The organism is Aquibium microcysteis, assembly GCF_014495845.1.
Lineage (GTDB): Bacteria > Pseudomonadota > Alphaproteobacteria > Rhizobiales > Rhizobiaceae > Aquibium > Aquibium microcysteis.
Window position 1 is genome coordinate 5,954,335 of record NZ_CP061080.1, and the last position, 17,099, is coordinate 5,971,433.

Genomic DNA, 17,099 nt, shown 5'->3' on the forward strand with positions numbered 1-17,099 from the left:
GGATCGTGTCTCTCTCGCGTCCTATGATGCGCTTCATCCCTGCCGAAATGGTTACCGGATGCTTCCTCCGCCAGCGTCGCCTCGCATGCGGGGCGAAAATGCCACACCGGCCGCGTCCACCGGCGCTCCTGCGCCGGCTGCCTATGGTGCGCGCCGCTGCAATCGGCTAAACAGCCCGCGCGCGCTGCCGTCGTGCCGCGACCAATGCCAGGGGAGTTCGTCGGAAAAATGTTCAGAGGCTCGTTCACCGCTCTCGTCACGCCCTTCCAGCGGGATGGCGCGTTCGATGAGAAAGCCTTCAAGGCCTTCGTGGAGTGGCAGATCGCCGAGGGCTCCGACGGCGTCGTTCCGGTGGGCACCACCGGCGAATCCCCCACGCTGTCGCATGACGAGCACCGCCGGGTGGTGAAGGCCTGCATCGACGTGGCCAAGGGCAACGTGCCGGTCATCGCCGGCGCAGGCTCCAACAACACCGTGGAAGCGGTCGAACTCGCCCGCTTCGCCGAAGCAGCCGGCGCGGACGCGGTGCTGGTGGTCACGCCCTATTACAACAAGCCCACCCAGCGCGGGCTCTACGAGCACTTCGCCGCCGTTGCGCGCGCCACCGCGCTGCCGATCATCATCTACAACATCCCACCGCGCTCGGTCATCGACATGACGCCCGAGACCATGGGCCGGCTGGCGCACGACTTTTCCAACATCGTCGGCGTCAAGGACGCCACCGGCAAGATCGAACGTGTCTCGGAACAGCGCATCACCTGCGGGCCGGACTTCATTCAGCTCTCCGGCGAGGACGCTTCCGCGCTCGGCTTCAACGCCCATGGCGGCGTCGGCGCCATTTCGGTGACGTCCAACGTCGCGCCGCGCCTCTGCGCCGAGTTCCAGGCCGCCACCATGGCCAACGACCGCGACCGCGCACTGGCGCTGCAGGACCGGCTGATGCCGCTGCACAAGGCGATCTTCCTGGAACCCGGCGTGTCCGGCGCCAAATACGCCCTGTCGCGGCTCGGCCGGGTCGAAAACGTCGTGCGCTCGCCGCTCGTCACCATCGAGGCGGCCACCGCCGAGAAGATCGACGCGGCCATGCAGCACGCCGGCCTCTTGAACTGACGCGGAAAGACCGCATCTTTCAGCCATGGTCCAGGTCAGAAAAGCCGATCCGAACAACCGCACCGTTGCCGAGAACCGCAAGGCCCGCTTCAACTACGAGATTCTCGACACGATCGAGACGGGCCTCGTGCTCAACGGCACGGAGGTGAAGTCGCTGCGCCAGGGCCAGGCGAACATCCAGGAAAGCTACGCCTCCAGCGAGGGCGGCGAGATCTGGCTGATCAATTCCTATCTGCCGGAATATCTGCAGGCCAACCGCTTCAACCACGAGCCCCGCCGCCGGCGGAAGCTCCTCGTCAGCAAGCGCGAGATGGCCAGGCTCGCCCAGTCGGTCGAGCGCGAAGGCATGACCATGGTGCCGCTGAAGATCTACTTCAACGACCAGGGCCGCGCCAAGCTCCTGCTCGGCGTCGCCCGCGGCAAGAAGCTGCACGACAAGCGCCAGTCCGAGAAGGAACGCGACTGGTCGCGCGAGAAGGGCCGCCTGCTGAAGGAGCGGGGCTGACGCGTGTTCGGCCGCGCGCTGCGCACGCGGCCGTTCGCCATCGTCCCGCTGCAGCCGGGCTGACCGGCCGCAGCGCTCCCGGCGAGGCCTCAGGCCCGCTGGGCGGCAGCAAAGGGCGCGCGGCGGCGCACGACCATCACCGGCGCCTTGTTGCGGTCGGTGCGCTGGATGAATTCGATCTGGTCGCGGAAATGCAGCTTGAGCTTCTTCAGCGACAGGAGCTTCAGGGCGTCGGGCCTTGGCCGCGCCATCTCCGCGTCGATCCTGGCCTGAACCTCCTGGCGCCGCCGTTCCAGAGCCTTCACGAATGTATCCATGTCCTGTCCTCCTGTGGTGGTGACGACAGGGAGATGAGAATCCCGAAGCGATAGTTCCAATTGATTGTTGAATTGGCTTCGATAGAGCCGATATATCGGGAATGCCGTTCCGCCCGACGCACCGCCAGCTCGAATATGTCGTCGCCCTCGACGACGAGCGCCATTTCGGCCGCGCGGCCCGCCGCTGTCACGTCTCGCAGCCGACGCTCTCGATCCAGGTCGCATTGCTGGAGAAGCAGCTCGGCGCCACGCTGTTCGATCGCATTCCGGCAGCCGTCGAGCCGACGCCGCTCGGCCGCCGCGTCGTCGCCACGGCGCGGTCGGTGCTGGCCTCGCTCGACGACATCGTGACGGAGGCGAGGGCGGGCGCAACCAATCTCGGCGGGCTGATCCGCCTCGGCGTCGCGCCGACCTTCGGGCCGTACTTCCTGCCGAGCCTCCTGCCGTCCATCCACCGCACCTATCCCGACCTGCAGCTCTACATCCGCGAGGACCGGCCGACATCGATCGAGCGCGACGTCCTCGACGGGATCATCGATTGCGGGCTGGGCCCCGGCCCGCGCGCCGAGCGCCTCGTCTTCCGCCCGCTGTGCGAGGAGGGGATCTTCCTCGGCGTCCCCGCCGGCCACCGGCTGGACGGCACGGGCACGGCCTGCGTGGAGGATCTGCGCGGCGAACGCCTGCTGACGCTCGGCCGCGGCCATCGGCTGTTCGACAGCGTGCGCGACCTCGCTGCCGCCTCCGGCGCCGTCTTCGTCGAGGACTACGAAGGCACCAGCCTCGACGCGATCCGCCAGATGGTCTCGATCGGCATGGGCTGCTCGCTGTTTCCCGAACTCTACGTCCGCTCCGAGTTCAGGCGCGAGGCCGATGTCCGGCTGGTCCCGCTCACGGGCTGGTCCGGCCGGCGCACGATCGGCTTCTTCTGGCGCGAGAACAGCGGCCGCCTGCGTCACTTCGAGAAGCTGGCGGCCGAGAGCGACGCCATCATCCGCGCACTCGCCCTGACCGGCGATCCGCTCGACGCCATGCGGATCGCGCGCGCCGGAGGCTGACGGCGGCCGATCCGCCAGCGCCGCCGCCCGCTCACGCCGTCGGGGCGACCCGTCGGCTGCGGCGGTCCATCAGCACGATCGCCAGCCCGCTGCCGGCCACCAGCAGGATGCCGGCGCTGGCCAGCGCATTGGGCAGCTCGCCGAACACGGTGTAGCCCGAGATCACCGCCCAGACCGTGAAGGCGTAGTAGAACGGCGCCACCGTGGCGGTCGCGGCCGCGCGATAGGCCGAGAAGATGAAGAAGTGGCCGAAGACGAGGAAGAAGCCGGAGGCGGCGAGCAGCAGCAGGTGCCGCGGGCCGGGCGTCACCCAGCTTTCGGCGGCGACGTGCGCCACCCCCGCGCCGATCACCACCACCACCACGGCCGACATCGCCACGACCAGCCCCGGCACGCGGGCATCGATCCGGCGGCCGGAAAGGTCGCGCACGGCGCTGAACAGCGCATTGCCGAGCGCCAGCAGCGCGAAGACCGAGACGCCCTGCATCGTCGGCTGTGCCACCATGATCGCGCCGGCGAAACCGAGCCCGATCAGCGCCGCCCGCAGCCGTCCGATCCGCTCGCCGAAGAACAGGGCCGCCCCCACCAGCATCAGGAGCGGCGTCACCTGGCCGAGCGCGATCGCGTCGGCGATCGGCATGCTGGCCAGCGCCACGACGTAGCAGAGCACCGCGGCGAGTTCCATGCAGCTGCGCACCAGCACGCGGCCGTCGGCCATCAGCGGCGCGTTGCGCGCCTGTCCGGCCAGCGCCAGCAGCGGCAGGCCCCACAGCAGCGCCGCCACGCCGCGCAGGAACAACACCTGGTACGGCGGCAGGCCGTCGGTCGCGAGCTTCATGAAGGTGTCGTTGATCACGTAGGATCCGGTCGCCGCGACCATGAGGAGCGGGCCGCGGATGACGGATGGAATCATGTGCATGCGGGTGACCCGAAAGGCGCGCGCCGGGAGCCGCCGGCCCATGCCTTCTACATCGACCGCGACGGCAACGCCAGCGGGTCGGATCCCGGTCGTGGGGCGCTCCTGGCCGGAGCCCTATGCGTCTCCGGCCCGACCCTTCAGACCTCGCACCTGAGCCGCTGCCCGCCGCAGCGCGGTCAGCCCGGCGCCGATCGCGACCGCCCAGAGGGCGAGGGGCACGGCCAGGCCCGCTTCCGGCCAGAGCGGCGCGCAGGCCGCGGCGAGCGCGGCTGCGGTCATCAGCGCCATGCGGTGCTGCTTGGCCATCGGTCCGCTAAAATCGGAGGGAAGGCCGTTGGCGCGGCCGAGTTCGCGCACATAGGCCGTCAGCACCGCGAAACCCGCGGCGGCCCAGCCGAGCGCCGGTTCCGCCGCGCCGAGCCCCGCGCCGACGAGAATGAGGATGTCGGCGACGCGATCGGGAAACTCGTTCCAGAACGGTCCGTCGGCGGCCTGCCTGCCGCCCTCGACGGCGACCAGCCCGTCGAACAGGTTGCACAGCAGCCGCAGCTGACAGAACAGGGCCGCGGCGACGAACAACCCGCTCCGAAGCCAGCCCTCCGCCGACCCCGCCGCCCAGAAGCCCGCGCCCGCGAGCGCGGCGGCGACCATGCTCGCCATCGAGATCTGGTTGGGCGTGACCGGCGTCGTCGCCAGCCAGGCGGTGATCGCTCGCGCCCAGCCGGTATCGCGGCTCGACAGCGGCCGCCGGTCGGATCCCGTCATGTCGTCCGCTCCCGTTCCTTCCAGAGCCACCACGAATAGAGCGCGGCATAGCCGGTCGACACCGTCAGCGGGACGACGATCGTCCGCGCGATCTCGGGCGTGCCGCTCGCCGAATGCAGCAGGATCAGCAGCGTCGCCGACAGGGCGAAGGCGGTCAGCGGCGGAACCACGAGACCGGCGACGCCGCGGAACCGCTGCGACACGCGCTCGACCAGCCGCTTCAGCCCGAGGGTGATCAGGCCCGACATGGTCCCCTGGAGAGCGCCCGCGACCAGCGCCTCCGGCAGCGGATGCGCCCGGTTGGCGAAAACCGCCCAGCCGCCCATCAGCACGAAGGCCGTCAGCACGTGCAGCAGGCCGTTCTTCGCCGCCGTGGGACCTGCGGGCCTCATACGGTCGACCACCAGTAGCGGACCAGATGGAAGAAGACCGGCGCCGCGAACACCACCGAATCGAGCCGGTCGATGAAGCCGCCATGTCCGGCGATCATGTGGCCCCAGTCCTTGACGCCGCGGTCGCGCTTGATCGCCGACATCACGAGCCCGCCGAAGAAGCCCATCAGCACGATGACGAAGGACAGCAGCGCCGCCTGGACCGGCGTGAAGGGCGTCATCCACGACAGCGCCGCGCCGAGCGCGGTGGCGCTGAGCGCACCGCCGGCGAAGCCCTCGACCGTCTTCGACGGCGACAGCTTCGGCGCGATCGGCGTGCGCCCGGCGAGCTTGCCCCAGACATATTGCAGCACGTCGCTGCTCTGCACCACCAGCACCAGGAAGGCGATCAGCATCACCGTGCGGCCCTCGTAGCCGGGAATCTGCAGGGTCAGCAGCGCCGGCACGTGCGAGGCGCAGAAGACGGTGATCATCAGCGCCCACTGCACCTCCGAGATCCGCACCAGGTAGTTCTCGGTGTCGCCGCGCAGGGCGGCCACGATCGGCATGGCCAGGAACGCGTAGACCGGGATGAAGATCGAGTAGAGCCCGTACCAGTCGATGTAGACCAGCCAGTACTGCACCGGAAGCACGATGAAGAACGCGCCCGCGAGCGCCCAGTGGTCGCCGCGCCGGGTGCTGGTCAGCGTCAGGAACTCGCGCAGCGCCGCAAAGGAGCACAGCGCGAACAGCACCACCACCCCGCCCTTTCCCGCTAGGAGCGCGACCGCCATGGCCACGACCATCACCCACCAGGACCGGATCCGGTCGTTCAGGTTCTCGATCACGGCATTGGTGCCGTCCGGCGAGAGCCGGCGCTCGAGCGCGTAGCCGATCGCCGAGGCCGCGACCAGGACGGCAAACAGCGCGACGAGCAGCGTGACGAGATCGGGATGCGGCGAGACGAGGAAGCGGGGCTGCGCGTCGTCGGTCATGGGCGTCTTCCGTTGGGGGCCAGCGCCAGCAGCGCCGCGCGGGTGCGCGCCAAGAAGGCGTCCTTGTCTTCCGATGCGGCGATGTGGAGCGGCGCCCCGAAGGTGACCGTACAGAGCAGCGGCACCGGCAGGACCTCGCCTTTCGGCATGACCCGGTTGAGATTGGCGATCCACACCGGCACCAGTTCGACGTCCGGACGCGCTTTGGCGAGGTGGTAGAGCCCGGTCCTGAACGGCAGCAGCGGCTCGTCGCCGGTGTTGCGCGTGCCTTCGGGAAACAGGATCAGCGACGCCCGCTCGTCGAGCGCACGCGCCATCTGCTGGACCGGGTCTTCCTGCCGGCGTTCGGGATCGCGCTCGATCAGGATGGCGCGGAAGACGTCGCGCCCGATGAAGGCGCGTGCCCTGGTCTTCAACCAGTAGTCGGCTCCGGCGACGGGCCGGGTGCGCCGCCGCAGCCGCTTGGGCAGCACCGTCCAGATCAGGATGAAGTCGCCATGGCTGGCATGGTTGGCGAAGTAGACGCGCTGCACGCCGCTGAGGTCCGCCCCCTGCCAGACGGCGCGCACCGCGGTGACGAGCCTTGCGAAGGTGACGATCGCCTGCGCCGCGACGGCGGCCGATGCCAGCCGCGCCAGCCGCTTCAGCGTGGTCCCCGCACCTGTCGGCCCCCCGGCCATCGTCGTCCCCGGCCCCCTGTCGTTACCTTTCCCGCCGCTGCCCGGCAATCGAAGCCTGCATCCGCCGTCTGCGGCCGCGCTACCCCAGCGCTTCCCGCACCGCCGCGAAGACGTCCACGAACATCGCCTCCGTCAGGCGGCCGGTGTTCGTATTGTAGCGCGAGCAGTGGTAGCTCGGAAACAGCGTCACCGCGCCCGTCGCCTGCCGGGCGCCGTGCCGGAAGGGGAGGGCGGCGACGCGCTGGCCGAGCGCCCGCACCGTCGACTGGTGGGCGATGGCGCCGAGCGTCACGATCGCTTCGAGCCTCGGAAAACGGGCGATCGTCGGCACGAGGAACTGCCGGCAGGTTGCGATCTCGGCGCCGACCGGCTTGTTCTCCGGCGGCACGCAGCGCACCGCGTTGGTGATCGCGGTTCCGATCAGTTCCAGCCCGTCGTCGGGCCGCGCCTGGAACTCGCCGCGCGCGAAGCCGAAGCGCTTCAGCGTGGAATAGAGCAGGTCGCCCGCATAGTCTCCGGTGAAGGGCCGCCCGGTGCGGTTGGCGCCGCGCAGCCCGGGCGCCAGCCCCACCACCAGCAGCCGCACCGTCTCCTCGCCCTGCGGCGGCAGGAAGCTCGGCACCGGCGCGTTGTGCCAGGAAGGTTCGCGCGCGCGCCACTCGGCGATGAAGCCGTGCAGGCGCGGGCAGAGCGGACAGTCGCGGTGCGGCTCGACGGCGGCGGCCATCGTCGACCGGCTCAAAGGTCGTCGTCGTCCGTCTCGACCGGCTCCACCCGCCGCGACGGACGCTCGGAGGGATCGCGCCCGACCTCGGCGCGCAGGCTCACCAGATCGACGAAATGGTCGGCCTGCCGGCGCAGGTCGTCGGAGATCATCGGCGGCTGCGAGCTCATTGTCGACACGACGCTGACCTTGCGGCCGCGCCGCTGCAGCGCCTCCACCAGCGTCCGGAAGTCGCCGTCGCCGGAGAAGATCACGTAATGGTCCACCACCTCGGACAGCTCGAGCGCATCGATCGTCAGCTCGATGTCCATGTTGCCCTTGATCTTGCGCCGCCCGGCCGAGTCGGTGAACTCCTTGGCGGGCTTCGTCACCACCTTGTAGCCATTGTAGTCCAGCCAGTCGATCAGCGGCCGGATCGACGAGTATTCCTGGTCCTCGATCAGCGCCGTGTAGTAATAGGCGCGCAGCAGGTAGCCCTTCTTCTGGAAGGCCGCGAGCAGCTTGCGATAGTCGATGTCGAAGCCGAGCGCGCGCGACGTGGCATAGAGGTTGGCGCCGTCGATGAAGAGCGCGATCTTTTCGCGGGGATCGAACATCCGAAATTTCCTCGTCGTCAAAAACTGTTGCGCAATGAACGGGACGCCGGGCTGCCGACGGTCGAATCGTCACGAACCTGCCACAAATCGCCGGTCCGCGAAACGGACCTGAAGTTTCACCCTGCGCGGGGTGCGAGCAGACGGGGGTCCGCGCTGCGGCTTCCGCTGCCGCGCTTGTGTTTTCGGCCCGTTCGGAGTATGGCACCCGTCACTCTCCGACAATGAGCTATGAAAGGGGCACTCCATGGCCCGCGTCACCGTTGAAGACTGCATCGACAAGGTCGACAACCGCTTCGAACTCGTGCTGCTCGCAAGCCACCGCGCCCGCCTGATCTCGCAGGGCGCGCAGATCACCATCGACCGCGACAACGACAAGAACCCCGTCGTGGCGCTGCGCGAGATCGCCGACGAGACGCTGTCGCCGGGCGATCTCAAGGAAGACCTGATCCACTCGCTGCAGAAGCACGTCGAGGTCGACGAGCCGGAGGCCGAGGCGCCCGAGATGATCGACCGCGCCGCCGACGAGAGCGTCGAGGCCGCGTCGGACGACGAGCCGGTCGCCTTCGACCGCATGACCGAGGAAGACCTGCTCGCCGGCATCGAGGGCCTGGTTCCGCCGGAGAAGAGCGACGACTACTGAAGCCTGGCCCCATCGTCGCCACTACCGCGGCCGCCCGGACATGGTTATCTGTAACATGCGTCGCGACTCCCGCGGCGCATGTTTCGTTCGGGAGCCCCGCCGCCGATGATGCGTCAGTACGAGCTTGTCGAGCGCGTCCAGCGCTACAAGCCCGACATCAATGAAGCCCTTCTGAACAAGGCCTACGTCTACGCCATGCAGAAGCATGGCCATCAGAAGCGCGCCTCGGGGGATCCCTATTTCTCCCACCCGCTCGAAGTGGCGGCCATCCTCACCGACATGCACCTCGACGAGGCCACGATCGCGGTCGCGCTGCTGCACGACACGATCGAGGACACCTCCGCCACCCGCCAGGAGATCGACGATCTCTTCGGCCCCGACATCGGCAAGCTGGTCGAGGGTCTGACCAAGCTCAAGAAGCTCGATCTGGTCTCCAAGAAGGCCGCGCAGGCCGAAAACCTTCGCAAGCTGCTGCTGGCGATCTCCGAGGACGTGCGCGTGCTGCTCGTCAAGCTCGCCGACCGCCTCCACAACATGCGCACGCTCGACCACGTGCCCGAAGAGAAGCGCCAGCGCATCGCCGAGGAGACGATGGACATCTATGCGCCGCTCGCCGGCCGCATGGGCATGCAGGACATGCGCGAGGAGCTCGAGGAACTCGCCTTCCGCCACATCAATCCCGGCGGCCACAAGGCCGTCACCGAACGCCTGGCCGACATCTTCGAGCGCCACAAGGGCGTCATCTCCGACATTGAGGCGGCGCTGAAGACGCTGTTCGAGAAGTACGGGCTGAAGGCGCAGGTCACCAGCCGCCAGAAGAAGCCCTGGTCGGTGTTCCGCAAGATGGAATCGAAGGCGCTGTCCTTCGAGCAGCTGTCCGACATCTTCGCCTTCCGCGTCATCGTCGACGAGGTGGAGGACTGCTACAAGGCGCTCTGCGCCATCCACACCACCTGGTCCATGGTGCCGGGCCGCTTCAAGGACTACATCTCGACGCCCAAGCAGAACGACTACCGCTCCATCCACACCACCATCGTCGGCCCGTCGCGCCAGCGCGTCGAACTGCAGATCCGCACCTGGCAGATGCACAAGGTGGCCGAATACGGCGTCGCTGCCCATTCGATCTACAAGGACATGGGCGGCAAGGTGAACGGCGCCGGTCACGCCATCTCCAGGGAGACCAACTCCTACGGCTGGCTGAAGCGCACCATCGAGGTGCTGTCGGAGGGCGACAATCCCGAGGAGTTCCTGGAGAACACGCGCCTGGAGATGTTCCAGGACCAGGTGTTCTGCTTCACGCCCAAGGGCCGGCTGATCGCGCTGCCGCGCGGCGCCACCCCGATCGACTTCGCCTATGCCGTCCACACCGACGTCGGCGACACCTGCGTCGGCGCCAAGGTCAACGGCCGCATCATGCCGCTGATGACGGAACTGAAGAACGGCGACGAGGTCGAGATCATCTGCTCGAAGGCGCAGGTGCCGCCCGCCGCCTGGGAACAGGTCGTCGTCACCGGCAAGGCGCGCTCGGCCATCCGCCGCGCCACGCGCGCCGCCATCCGCAAGCAGTATTCCGGCCTCGGCACCCGCATCCTCGAACGCGCCTTCGAGCGCGCCGGACGCTCCTTCGGCAAGGACATGCTGAAGCCCGTCCTGCATCGCCTGGCCCGCAAGGACGTCGAGGACGTGCTGGCCGCCGTCGGCCGCGGCGAACTCTCGTCGCCCGACGTGCTGCGCGCCGTCTACCCCGACTTCAAGGACGAGCGCGTCACCGTCGCGCCGCCGAAGGTGCGCGAGGAGGGCTGGTTCAACCTGCGCAATGCCGCCGGCATGCTGTTCCAGATCCCCGGCCGCTCCTCCCGCAAGGAGAAGGAGAAGGACCGCGCCAAGGGCGAGGGCAAGGCCGGCAAGGGCGAGCCGCTGCCCATCCGTGGCGTCTCCGGCGACCTGCCGGTGCGTTTCGCCCCGGAGGGCGCCGTCCCGGGCGACCGCATCGTCGGCATCCTGCAACCCGGCTCGGGCATCACCATCTACCCGATCCAATCGCCCTCGCTCACCGCCTTCGACGACCAGCCCGAGCGCTGGATCGACGTGCGCTGGGACATCGACGAGGATACCAAGGAGCGGTTCCCCGCCCGCATCTCCGTCACCGCCATCAACGAGCCCGGCTCGCTGGCAGAGATCGCGCAGGTCGTCGCCGCCAACGACGCCAACATCCACACGCTGTCGATGGCGCGCACCGCGCCCGACTTCACCGAGATGATCCTCGACCTCGAGGTCTGGGATCTCAAGCACCTCAACCGGCTGCTGTCGCAGCTCAAGGACACGTCGGCCGTCTCGGATGCGCGCCGCGTCAACGGCTGACGAAGGAGGCAACGATGGCGATGGACAGGGACGAGGTGCTCGCGATCTTCCGCGAGGCGGGCGCGATCCTGGAGGGACATTTCATCCTCACCTCCGGTCTGCGCAGCCCGATCTTCCTGCAGAAGGCGCGGGTCTTCATGCATGCCGACAAGACCGGGCGCCTGTGCAAGGCGCTCGCCGCCCGCATCCGCGCGGCGGTGGGCGAGGGCATCGACTACGTCGTCGGCCCGGCCGTCGGCGGCATCATTCCGGCCTACGAGACCTCGCGCCATCTCGGCGTCCCGGCAATCTGGGTCGAGCGCGAGGCCGGCGTCTTCCGTCTGCGTCGCTTCGAGATCGCGCCAGGCGCGCGCGTCGTCATCGTCGAGGATATCGTGACGACCGGGCTTTCGATCCGCGAGACGGTGGAGTGCCTGCGCAGCATCGGCGCCGAGGTCGTTGCGGCCGCCTGCATCATCGACCGCTCGGCCGGGAAGGCGGATGTCGGCGTGCCGCTGGTCGCGCTGGCGCAATACGAGGTGCCGGCCTATCCCGCCGACGCGCTGCCGCCGGAACTCGCCGCCATCCCTCCCGTCAAGCCGGGCAGCCGCAACATCTGACGCCCGGCTGCGCTGCTTCCGCAGCGGCACGGCGATCGTCGCAGCAAAGAGGCGACGCGGCGTTGTTCACGACCTGTGACATGAGTATACCTTATGTCAGTGGGCATGGCGATCCGGAGTCGCGGCCGGCCGGTTTAAGGCCGAGTCTGACACATTCCATGCCTATATCGGGAGACGGACGAGAAGACGGAGCAGGACGACCGGCATGTTGTTTCGGCGCAGAAAGCCGGCAGATATCCTGGAGCGTCTGCGCACGATGCTCTGGCCGCGCCGCTCCTTCTGGCGTTCGGCCCAGTATTTCGCCAAGCGCGTCCTGCGCCTGACGGCGACGCCGCACGCCATCGCCGCCGGCGTGGCGGCGGGCGTCTTCGTGTCCTTCCTTCCCTTTATCGGCCTCCACTTCATCCTCGCCGCGGCCCTTGCCTGGCTCATGGCCGGAAATCTGATTGCCTCGGCCTTCGGCACCGCGATCGGCAATCCGATCACGTTTCCGATCATCTGGGCGACCAGCTACAAGCTCGGCTGCGCCATCCTCGGTGCCAAGGCCACGCACGGCGATGCGCCGATCCAGCTCGGCAAGCTCCTGGAGCGGCTGGAGTTCGGCCAGCTCTGGGATCCGCTCCTGAAGCCCATGACGGTCGGCGGCTTCCCGATCGGGCTCGCCTTCGCGATCGTGTTCTACGTCCTGACGCGCTGGGGCGTCGCGGCCTTCCGGCGCCAGCGGCAGCTGCGCCTGCTGGAAAGGGCGAGGCGCCGCGCCGAAGCGCAGGCGATGGCGGCCGGCGGCGCATGATCATCGGGCTCGGATCTGACCTGATCGACATCCGCCGCATCGAGCGGTCGATCGAGCGCCACGGCGAGCGCTTCACCGAACGCGTGTTCAGCGAGGGCGAGCGCCAGCGCGCCGAAAGCCGCGGCGGCCGCATCGCTTCCTATGCCAAGCGCTTCGCCGCCAAGGAGGCCTGCGCCAAGGCGCTCGGCACCGGCATCGCCCAGGGCGTCTTCTGGAAGGACATGTGCGTCGTCAACCTCGCCGGCGGCATGCCGGTCATGGAGCTTTCCGGAGGCGCCGCCGCGCGGCTGGCCAGCATGCTGCCGGCCGGCCACCGCGGCGTCGTTCACCTGACGATCACCGACGACTATCCGCTCGCGCAGGCCTTCGTCGTCATCGAGGCGGTGCCGGTCGAGACGCCGCCGCACCTGCGGGGATAGACCTGGCGCGCGAAGCGGAGTATCGCACGCGCAATCTTCGTCGATGTCCGGTGCCGCTCGCGTGCCGGCGATGCCGTTGCCCCGCATCGCGCGAGCCGGTAGAAGCTTCCCATTCCAAACCGAGGACGACATGAGCGTGGCGGACAAATCGCAAAAGAAATCGGGCGGTCTCGGCGAGACCATCAGCGTCATCGTTCAGGCGCTGCTGCTCGCCGTGGTCATCCGGACGCTGCTTTTCCAGCCCTTCTCGATTCCCTCGGGCTCGATGCGGCCGACCCTCCTCGAAGGGGATTATCTCTTCGTGACCAAGTGGGCCTACGGCTATTCCCGCCATTCCCTGCCGTTCTCGCCCGATCTCTTCTCGGGCCGCATCTGGGCAACCGCGCCCGAGCGCGGCGACGTGGCGGTATTCAAGTATCCGCCGAACCCGTCGCTCGACTACATCAAGCGCGTCATCGGCCTGCCCGGCGACCGCGTCCAGATGCGCGACGGCCAGCTCTACATCAACGGCACCGCGGTGCAGCGCGAGAAGGCGGGCCAGATCGACAATCCCGACATCACCGAAGAGAACCGTCCGGTCGACGTCTACCGCGAGACGCTGCCCAACGGCGTCTCCTACGACACGCTCGACGTGACGCCCAACGGCTTCTCCGACAACACCCGCGAATTCGTCGTTCCGGCCGGGCACTATTTCATGATGGGCGACAACCGCGACAATTCCGCCGACAGCCGCGTCTTCGGCTTCGTCCCGGAGGAGAACTTCGTCGGCCGCGCCAACATCATCTTCTTCTCGATCGCGGGCGGAGCCAGCCCGCTCGAGATCTGGAAGTGGCCTTCGCTGATCCGCCCGTCGCGCCTCTTCGAATTCGTCGACTGATCGATGGCCGCCCGCAAGCCGGCCGGACAGGCGCTGGCGGAACTGGCCGCCGAACGCACCGGCCACGTCTTTCGCGACGTCGAACGGCTCGAACGCGCGCTCACCCATTCCAGCGCACGCCGCCACGCCGGCGCCGACTACGAGCGGCTGGAATTCCTGGGAGACAGGGTGCTCGGGCTCGTCGTCGCCGAGATGCTGTTCAAGGCCTTTCCCGGTGCGCCGGAAGGCGAGCTCGCCGTGCGGCTCAATGCGCTCGTCAGCGGTGCCACCTGCGCCGAGGTCGCCGAGGAGATCGGCCTGGCGGATCTGATCCGCGCGGATTCAGGGCTGAAGACGCTCTCCGGCCCCAACGGCCGCTCCACGCGGGCTGACGCGATGGAAGCCCTGCTGGCCGCGATCTATCTCGAGGGCGGGCTCGAAGCCGCTCGGCCGCTGATCGAGCGGCACTGGGGTCCGCGCAGCCGCCACGCGCAGGGCGCCAAGCGCGATCCGAAGACCGAGCTGCAGGAATGGGCGCACCAGTCGGCGGCCGCCACCCCGGTCTACTCCATCGCCGGTCGCGAAGGGCCGGATCACGAGCCGGTCTTCACCGTCACGGTGAGCGTCGGCACCCTTGAACCCACCATCGGCCGCGGCCGTTCCAAGCGCGAGGCCGAGCAGGCCGGTGCCGCAGCCATGCTCCAGCGCGAAGGCGTCTGGCCCAGATCGGAAGACCCCACATGAGCGACCAGGACCCGGCCCGTCCGGACGAGACCCCCGAAACCGCCGTACCCGGTGCCGCGCAACGCTCCGGCTTCGTGGCGCTGATCGGCGCGCCGAACGCCGGCAAGTCGACGCTGATCAACCAGCTCGTCGGCACCAAGGTTTCCATCGTTACCCACAAGGTGCAGACGACGCGCGCCATCGTGCGCGGCATCGCCACCCATCAGGCCGCCCAGATCGTCTTCGTCGACACGCCCGGCATCTTCAAGCCCCGTCGCACGCTCGACCGCGCCATGGTCCGCACCGCCTGGGGCGGCGCCAAGGACGCCGACCTCGTGCTGGTGCTGATCGACGCCGAGCGCGGGCTGAAGGGCGATGCGGGCGCGCTGGTCGAGAATCTCGCCGAGGTGCACCAGCCCAAGATCCTGGTCCTCAACAAGATCGACCGCGTGAAGCGCGAATCGCTCCTGGCGCTCACCGCCGAGATCAACGCGAAGGCGTCCTTCGAGCGCACCTTCATGATCTCCGCCCTCGACGGCTCCGGCTGTTCCGATCTTCTCGACCATCTCGCCGGGAGGCTTCCCGCCGGTCCCTGGTACTATCCGGAGGATCAGGTCTCCGACCTGCCGATGCGCCAGCTCGCCGCCGAGATCACCCGCGAGAAGCTCTATCTGCGCCTGCACCAGGAACTTCCCTATTCCTCGCATGTCGAGACCGAGAAGTGGGAGGAACTGCCGAACGGATCGGTCCGGATCGAGCAGGTGATCTATGTCGAGCGCGACAGCCAGAAGAAGATCGTGCTCGGCCACAAGGGCGAGACCATCAAGGCCATCGGCCAGGCCGCCCGCAAGGAGATCGCCGAGATCCTCGAGCAGAAGGCCCATCTCTTCCTCTTCGTGAAGGTGCGCGAGAACTGGAGCGACGACCCCGAGCGCTACCGCGAGATGGGGCTGGAGTTCCCGGGCTGAGGGGAGGGCGGGCTCTTTGCCTTGCCGGCCACTCGCTCCGTCGCGCCCCCCTCTGCCCTGCCGGGCGGGGCGAGCCACTTGTCTCGCCCGTCCTTCGGACCCCCCACAAGGGGGGAGATTGGCAGCTTCGGCGTCAGCGCCAGTCCTGCGATGATGGCGATCCTGCGATGATGGCGATCGGGCGAAGCCGGCGGAGCGCGTGATCTCCCCCCTTGTGGGGGAGATGGCCGGCAGGCCAGAGGGGGGCGACGTAGGGCAAGGCCCGTTCCGGTGATCCCCCCTTCACCCGCCCTCCAGCCCCTTCTCGAACCACAGATCCGCGTAGGGATTGTCGTTGAAGCGTTCGATCGCGCGATAGCCCGCGCTCCTGTAGAGCGCCTGCGCCTCCGTCAGCGCCCGGTTGGTGTCGAGCCGCACCCGCTCGAAGTTCAGCGCCCGCGCCTCGTCCTCCAGCGCCGCGAGCAGCCGGCGTGACAGGCCGAGCCCGCGCGCTTCGGGCGCGACCCACATCCGCTTGATCTCGCCCACGCCCGGCGAAAGCCGCCGCAGCGCCCCGCAGCCCACCGCCCGGCCGTCCAGACGCGCCACGAGGAAGCACCCGGCCGGCGGCGTCAGCGCGTCGTCGTCCGGGGTCGGATTGCCGTTGCCCGGATCGAATCCTCCCTCGAAGCGGCGTCCGAGTTCGCCGACATAGGCCGCCACGCAGGCCCGCGCGTCCGGCGAGCCCGGCGGCTCGACCGCGATGGTCAACGAGGATGCCGCCATGAGCCGTCGAACCTCCCGCATCCAGGCCACCAGCCGCAACCGTTCTTCCGGCGTTTCACGACGCGGTCGAAGGCAGGGATGATGCCGATCGGTGCCTGCCTGTTCTCGGACTTTAGTCAGAGAGTATTTCCGCGCGCAAGACCGGCATCATGGCGCGGCTGAATGGCGACCCATGCCGATCGGCCCTCTCTATCCGCGAGGGGTCCACTTGCGCCAAGCCGAGTGAGCGACTACTTCTGACCTGAAATCTGGTCAGAGGTTCCCATGCGAACGGTCAGCATTGCCGAAGCGAAGGCCCATCTCAGCGACCTGACGGCCAGAGCAGCGGCAGGCGAAACGGTCACCATCACGAGGCATGGTAGACCGATAGCGCAATTGACCGCGGTCGACGAGCCGCGTGAGCGTGTTGATCTGGCAGCGCTGCGAGCCTTGACCACGGCAGTTCCCCGCCAGTCCGAAACCGCAGGTGATTTCGTCCGGAGCATGCGCGACGACGACCGCTACTGATGCTCTATCTCGACACGTCCGTTCTCGTTGCCATGCTGACCAGCGAAGACGCGACCGCGCGTGTGCAGGACTGGATTGCCGACCAGTCGCCTGGCAGTCTCGCCCTGAGTGAGTGGGTGCACACCGAATTCGCCTCGGCCATGTCGATCAAGGTGAGGACGGGACAGGTCGGCGACGATGATCGTGCGACGATCATGGCGACTTATACGCGCATCGTCCGGGCGTCGTTTCGTGTGCTTCCCGTGTCCAGCGAGGACTTCCGCATCGCCGCGCTCCACCTGAAAGATCACGTACTTGGTCTGCGGGCCGGCGATGCGCTGCACATCGCCGTGGCGGCCGTGCACGGCGCGACACTCTGCACGCTCGACCGCCGTATGGCCGTCGCGGCTACCGTCCTGGGCGTCCAGTCGCTGCTTCTGTAGAAGCGTCGG

At 68.4% G+C, this 17,099-nt stretch carries 22 protein-coding genes; 13 read left to right on the forward strand and 9 right to left on the reverse strand.

The genetic code is table 11. From position 1 onward, the window contains the following. Positions 1-228 precede the first annotated feature (228 nt). Both dapA and smpB read left to right on the forward strand, forming a co-directional pair. Positions 229-1,110 (forward strand): 4-hydroxy-tetrahydrodipicolinate synthase, encoded by an 882-nt coding sequence (gene dapA / locus IAI54_RS28005; RefSeq protein ID WP_187970295.1) that lies wholly within the window; start codon positions 229-231, stop codon positions 1,108-1,110. Positions 1,111-1,135: 25 nt separating this feature from the next. Then, positions 1,136-1,615, forward strand: a complete 480-nt coding sequence (gene smpB / locus IAI54_RS28010; protein ID WP_187970296.1) for an SsrA-binding protein SmpB — start codon at positions 1,136-1,138, stop codon at positions 1,613-1,615. 89 nt (positions 1,616-1,704) lie between these two features. Here smpB and IAI54_RS28015 read toward each other — a convergent pair whose 3' ends face one another. Next, positions 1,705-1,932: a DUF465 domain-containing protein gene (locus tag IAI54_RS28015; protein WP_187970297.1), complete on the reverse strand. Its 228-nt coding sequence runs from the start codon at positions 1,930-1,932 to the stop codon at positions 1,705-1,707. Positions 1,933-2,033: 101 nt separating this feature from the next. On the opposite strand from IAI54_RS28015, the gene IAI54_RS28020 reads away from it, so the two are divergent. Then, positions 2,034-2,987 (forward strand): hydrogen peroxide-inducible genes activator, encoded by a 954-nt coding sequence (locus IAI54_RS28020; protein ID WP_187970298.1) that lies wholly within the window; start codon positions 2,034-2,036, stop codon positions 2,985-2,987. Positions 2,988-3,018: 31 nt separating this feature from the next. Here the strand turns inward: IAI54_RS28020 and IAI54_RS28025 are convergent, their stop codons facing one another. The 7 genes from IAI54_RS28025 to IAI54_RS28055 form a co-directional block, all read right to left on the reverse strand. Beyond that, the gene (locus IAI54_RS28025; RefSeq protein ID WP_187970299.1) at positions 3,019-3,906 is read right to left on the reverse strand and encodes a DMT family transporter; all 888 of its coding nucleotides are present in this window, start codon (positions 3,904-3,906) and stop codon (positions 3,019-3,021) included. Positions 3,907-4,020: 114 nt separating this feature from the next. Continuing rightward, positions 4,021-4,671 carry a CDP-alcohol phosphatidyltransferase family protein gene (locus tag IAI54_RS28030; RefSeq protein ID WP_187970300.1) on the reverse strand — a complete coding sequence of 217 codons (651 nt, stop codon included), beginning with the start codon at positions 4,669-4,671 and terminating at the stop codon, positions 4,021-4,023. Beyond that, positions 4,668-5,063, reverse strand: coding sequence for a hypothetical protein (locus tag IAI54_RS28035; RefSeq protein WP_187970301.1), 396 nt, complete (start codon positions 5,061-5,063; stop codon positions 4,668-4,670). Before IAI54_RS28035 ends, IAI54_RS28030 begins: the two co-directional genes overlap by 4 nt. Then, positions 5,060-6,037 carry a phosphatidate cytidylyltransferase gene (locus IAI54_RS28040; RefSeq protein WP_187970302.1) on the reverse strand — a complete coding sequence of 326 codons (978 nt, stop codon included), beginning with the start codon at positions 6,035-6,037 and terminating at the stop codon, positions 5,060-5,062. Before IAI54_RS28040 ends, IAI54_RS28035 begins: the two co-directional genes overlap by 4 nt. Then, a complete protein-coding gene (locus IAI54_RS28045) occupies positions 6,034-6,717 on the reverse strand; it encodes a lysophospholipid acyltransferase family protein (protein ID WP_187970303.1) in 684 nt (227 codons plus the stop codon). The genes IAI54_RS28040 and IAI54_RS28045 overlap by 4 nt, the downstream gene beginning before the upstream one ends. A 79-nt stretch (positions 6,718-6,796) precedes the next feature. Next, the gene (locus tag IAI54_RS28050; protein WP_187970304.1) at positions 6,797-7,444 is read right to left on the reverse strand and encodes a uracil-DNA glycosylase; all 648 of its coding nucleotides are present in this window, start codon (positions 7,442-7,444) and stop codon (positions 6,797-6,799) included. A gap of 11 nt (positions 7,445-7,455) precedes the next feature. Next, on the reverse strand, positions 7,456-8,037 hold the full coding sequence (locus tag IAI54_RS28055; RefSeq protein WP_187970305.1) for a LabA-like NYN domain-containing protein: 582 nt from the start codon (positions 8,035-8,037) through the stop codon (positions 7,456-7,458). A 244-nt stretch (positions 8,038-8,281) separates the two neighbouring features. Here IAI54_RS28055 and rpoZ point away from each other — a divergent pair, with 244 nt between their 5' ends. The 8 genes from rpoZ to era all read left to right on the forward strand — a co-directional run bounded on the left by rpoZ (position 8,282) and on the right by era (position 15,396). Further along, on the forward strand, positions 8,282-8,677 hold the full coding sequence (gene rpoZ, locus IAI54_RS28060; protein ID WP_187970306.1) for a DNA-directed RNA polymerase subunit omega: 396 nt from the start codon (positions 8,282-8,284) through the stop codon (positions 8,675-8,677). A 105-nt stretch (positions 8,678-8,782) separates the two neighbouring features. Further along, positions 8,783-11,038 carry a RelA/SpoT family protein gene (locus IAI54_RS28065; RefSeq protein WP_187970307.1) on the forward strand — a complete coding sequence of 752 codons (2,256 nt, stop codon included), beginning with the start codon at positions 8,783-8,785 and terminating at the stop codon, positions 11,036-11,038. Positions 11,039-11,058: 20 nt separating this feature from the next. Continuing rightward, positions 11,059-11,637, forward strand: a complete 579-nt coding sequence (pyrE, locus tag IAI54_RS28070) for an orotate phosphoribosyltransferase (RefSeq protein WP_187973386.1) — start codon at positions 11,059-11,061, stop codon at positions 11,635-11,637. Between the two features lie 205 nt (positions 11,638-11,842). Further along, entirely contained in the window at positions 11,843-12,430 is a 588-nt protein-coding gene (locus tag IAI54_RS28075; RefSeq protein ID WP_187970308.1) for a DUF2062 domain-containing protein, read from the forward strand. After that, on the forward strand, positions 12,427-12,849 hold the full coding sequence (gene acpS / locus IAI54_RS28080; RefSeq protein WP_187970309.1) for a holo-ACP synthase: 423 nt from the start codon (positions 12,427-12,429) through the stop codon (positions 12,847-12,849). Before IAI54_RS28075 ends, acpS begins: the two co-directional genes overlap by 4 nt. 130 nt (positions 12,850-12,979) lie before the next feature. Beyond that, complete coding sequence (lepB, locus tag IAI54_RS28085; RefSeq protein ID WP_187970310.1) at positions 12,980-13,726, forward strand: signal peptidase I; 747 nt, start codon at positions 12,980-12,982, stop codon at positions 13,724-13,726. A 3-nt stretch (positions 13,727-13,729) separates the two neighbouring features. Then, a complete protein-coding gene (rnc, locus tag IAI54_RS28090) occupies positions 13,730-14,449 on the forward strand; it encodes a ribonuclease III (protein WP_187970311.1) in 720 nt (239 codons plus the stop codon). Further along, complete coding sequence (gene era, locus IAI54_RS28095; protein ID WP_187970312.1) at positions 14,446-15,396, forward strand: GTPase Era; 951 nt, start codon at positions 14,446-14,448, stop codon at positions 15,394-15,396. The genes rnc and era overlap by 4 nt, the downstream gene beginning before the upstream one ends. A 282-nt stretch (positions 15,397-15,678) precedes the next feature. Here era and IAI54_RS28100 read toward each other — a convergent pair whose 3' ends face one another. After that, on the reverse strand, positions 15,679-16,161 hold the full coding sequence (locus IAI54_RS28100; protein ID WP_187970313.1) for a GNAT family N-acetyltransferase: 483 nt from the start codon (positions 16,159-16,161) through the stop codon (positions 15,679-15,681). 264 nt (positions 16,162-16,425) lie between these two features. On the opposite strand from IAI54_RS28100, the gene IAI54_RS28105 reads away from it, so the two are divergent. Both IAI54_RS28105 and IAI54_RS28110 read left to right on the forward strand, forming a co-directional pair. Continuing rightward, complete coding sequence (locus IAI54_RS28105) at positions 16,426-16,668, forward strand: type II toxin-antitoxin system Phd/YefM family antitoxin (RefSeq protein WP_187970314.1); 243 nt, start codon at positions 16,426-16,428, stop codon at positions 16,666-16,668. Beyond that, a complete protein-coding gene (locus tag IAI54_RS28110; RefSeq protein WP_187970315.1) occupies positions 16,668-17,090 on the forward strand; it encodes a type II toxin-antitoxin system VapC family toxin in 423 nt (140 codons plus the stop codon). The genes IAI54_RS28105 and IAI54_RS28110 overlap by 1 nt, the downstream gene beginning before the upstream one ends. Positions 17,091-17,099: the final 9 nt, after the last annotated feature.

Bases quoted from the DNA above. Each gene is read 5' to 3' on its own strand.
- IAI54_RS28055 (WP_187970305.1), bottom strand. From the start codon at position 8,037: ATGTTCGATCCCCGCGAAAAGATCGCGCTCTTCATCGACGGCGCCAAC.
- rpoZ (WP_187970306.1), top strand. From the start codon at position 8,282: ATGGCCCGCGTCACCGTTGAAGACTGCATCGACAAGGTCGACAACCGC.
- IAI54_RS28050 (WP_187970304.1), bottom strand. From the start codon at position 7,444: ATGGCCGCCGCCGTCGAGCCGCACCGCGACTGTCCGCTCTGCCCGCGC.
- smpB (WP_187970296.1), top strand. From the start codon at position 1,136: ATGGTCCAGGTCAGAAAAGCCGATCCGAACAACCGCACCGTTGCCGAG.
- era (WP_187970312.1), top strand. From the start codon at position 14,446: ATGAGCGACCAGGACCCGGCCCGTCCGGACGAGACCCCCGAAACCGCC.
- IAI54_RS28045 (WP_187970303.1), bottom strand. From the start codon at position 6,717: ATGGCCGGGGGGCCGACAGGTGCGGGGACCACGCTGAAGCGGCTGGCG.
- IAI54_RS28110 (WP_187970315.1), top strand. From the start codon at position 16,668: ATGCTCTATCTCGACACGTCCGTTCTCGTTGCCATGCTGACCAGCGAA.
- IAI54_RS28015 (WP_187970297.1), bottom strand. From the start codon at position 1,932: ATGGATACATTCGTGAAGGCTCTGGAACGGCGGCGCCAGGAGGTTCAG.
- pyrE (WP_187973386.1), top strand. From the start codon at position 11,059: ATGGACAGGGACGAGGTGCTCGCGATCTTCCGCGAGGCGGGCGCGATC.
- dapA (WP_187970295.1), top strand. From the start codon at position 229: ATGTTCAGAGGCTCGTTCACCGCTCTCGTCACGCCCTTCCAGCGGGAT.
- IAI54_RS28035 (WP_187970301.1), bottom strand. From the start codon at position 5,063: ATGAGGCCCGCAGGTCCCACGGCGGCGAAGAACGGCCTGCTGCACGTG.
- IAI54_RS28020 (WP_187970298.1), top strand. From the start codon at position 2,034: ATGCCGTTCCGCCCGACGCACCGCCAGCTCGAATATGTCGTCGCCCTC.
- IAI54_RS28040 (WP_187970302.1), bottom strand. From the start codon at position 6,037: ATGACCGACGACGCGCAGCCCCGCTTCCTCGTCTCGCCGCATCCCGAT.
- IAI54_RS28065 (WP_187970307.1), top strand. From the start codon at position 8,783: ATGATGCGTCAGTACGAGCTTGTCGAGCGCGTCCAGCGCTACAAGCCC.
- IAI54_RS28105 (WP_187970314.1), top strand. From the start codon at position 16,426: ATGCGAACGGTCAGCATTGCCGAAGCGAAGGCCCATCTCAGCGACCTG.
- rnc (WP_187970311.1), top strand. From the start codon at position 13,730: ATGGCCGCCCGCAAGCCGGCCGGACAGGCGCTGGCGGAACTGGCCGCC.
- IAI54_RS28030 (WP_187970300.1), bottom strand. From the start codon at position 4,671: ATGACGGGATCCGACCGGCGGCCGCTGTCGAGCCGCGATACCGGCTGG.
- IAI54_RS28100 (WP_187970313.1), bottom strand. From the start codon at position 16,161: ATGGCGGCATCCTCGTTGACCATCGCGGTCGAGCCGCCGGGCTCGCCG.
- IAI54_RS28075 (WP_187970308.1), top strand. From the start codon at position 11,843: ATGTTGTTTCGGCGCAGAAAGCCGGCAGATATCCTGGAGCGTCTGCGC.
- acpS (WP_187970309.1), top strand. From the start codon at position 12,427: ATGATCATCGGGCTCGGATCTGACCTGATCGACATCCGCCGCATCGAG.
- IAI54_RS28025 (WP_187970299.1), bottom strand. From the start codon at position 3,906: ATGCACATGATTCCATCCGTCATCCGCGGCCCGCTCCTCATGGTCGCG.
- lepB (WP_187970310.1), top strand. From the start codon at position 12,980: ATGAGCGTGGCGGACAAATCGCAAAAGAAATCGGGCGGTCTCGGCGAG.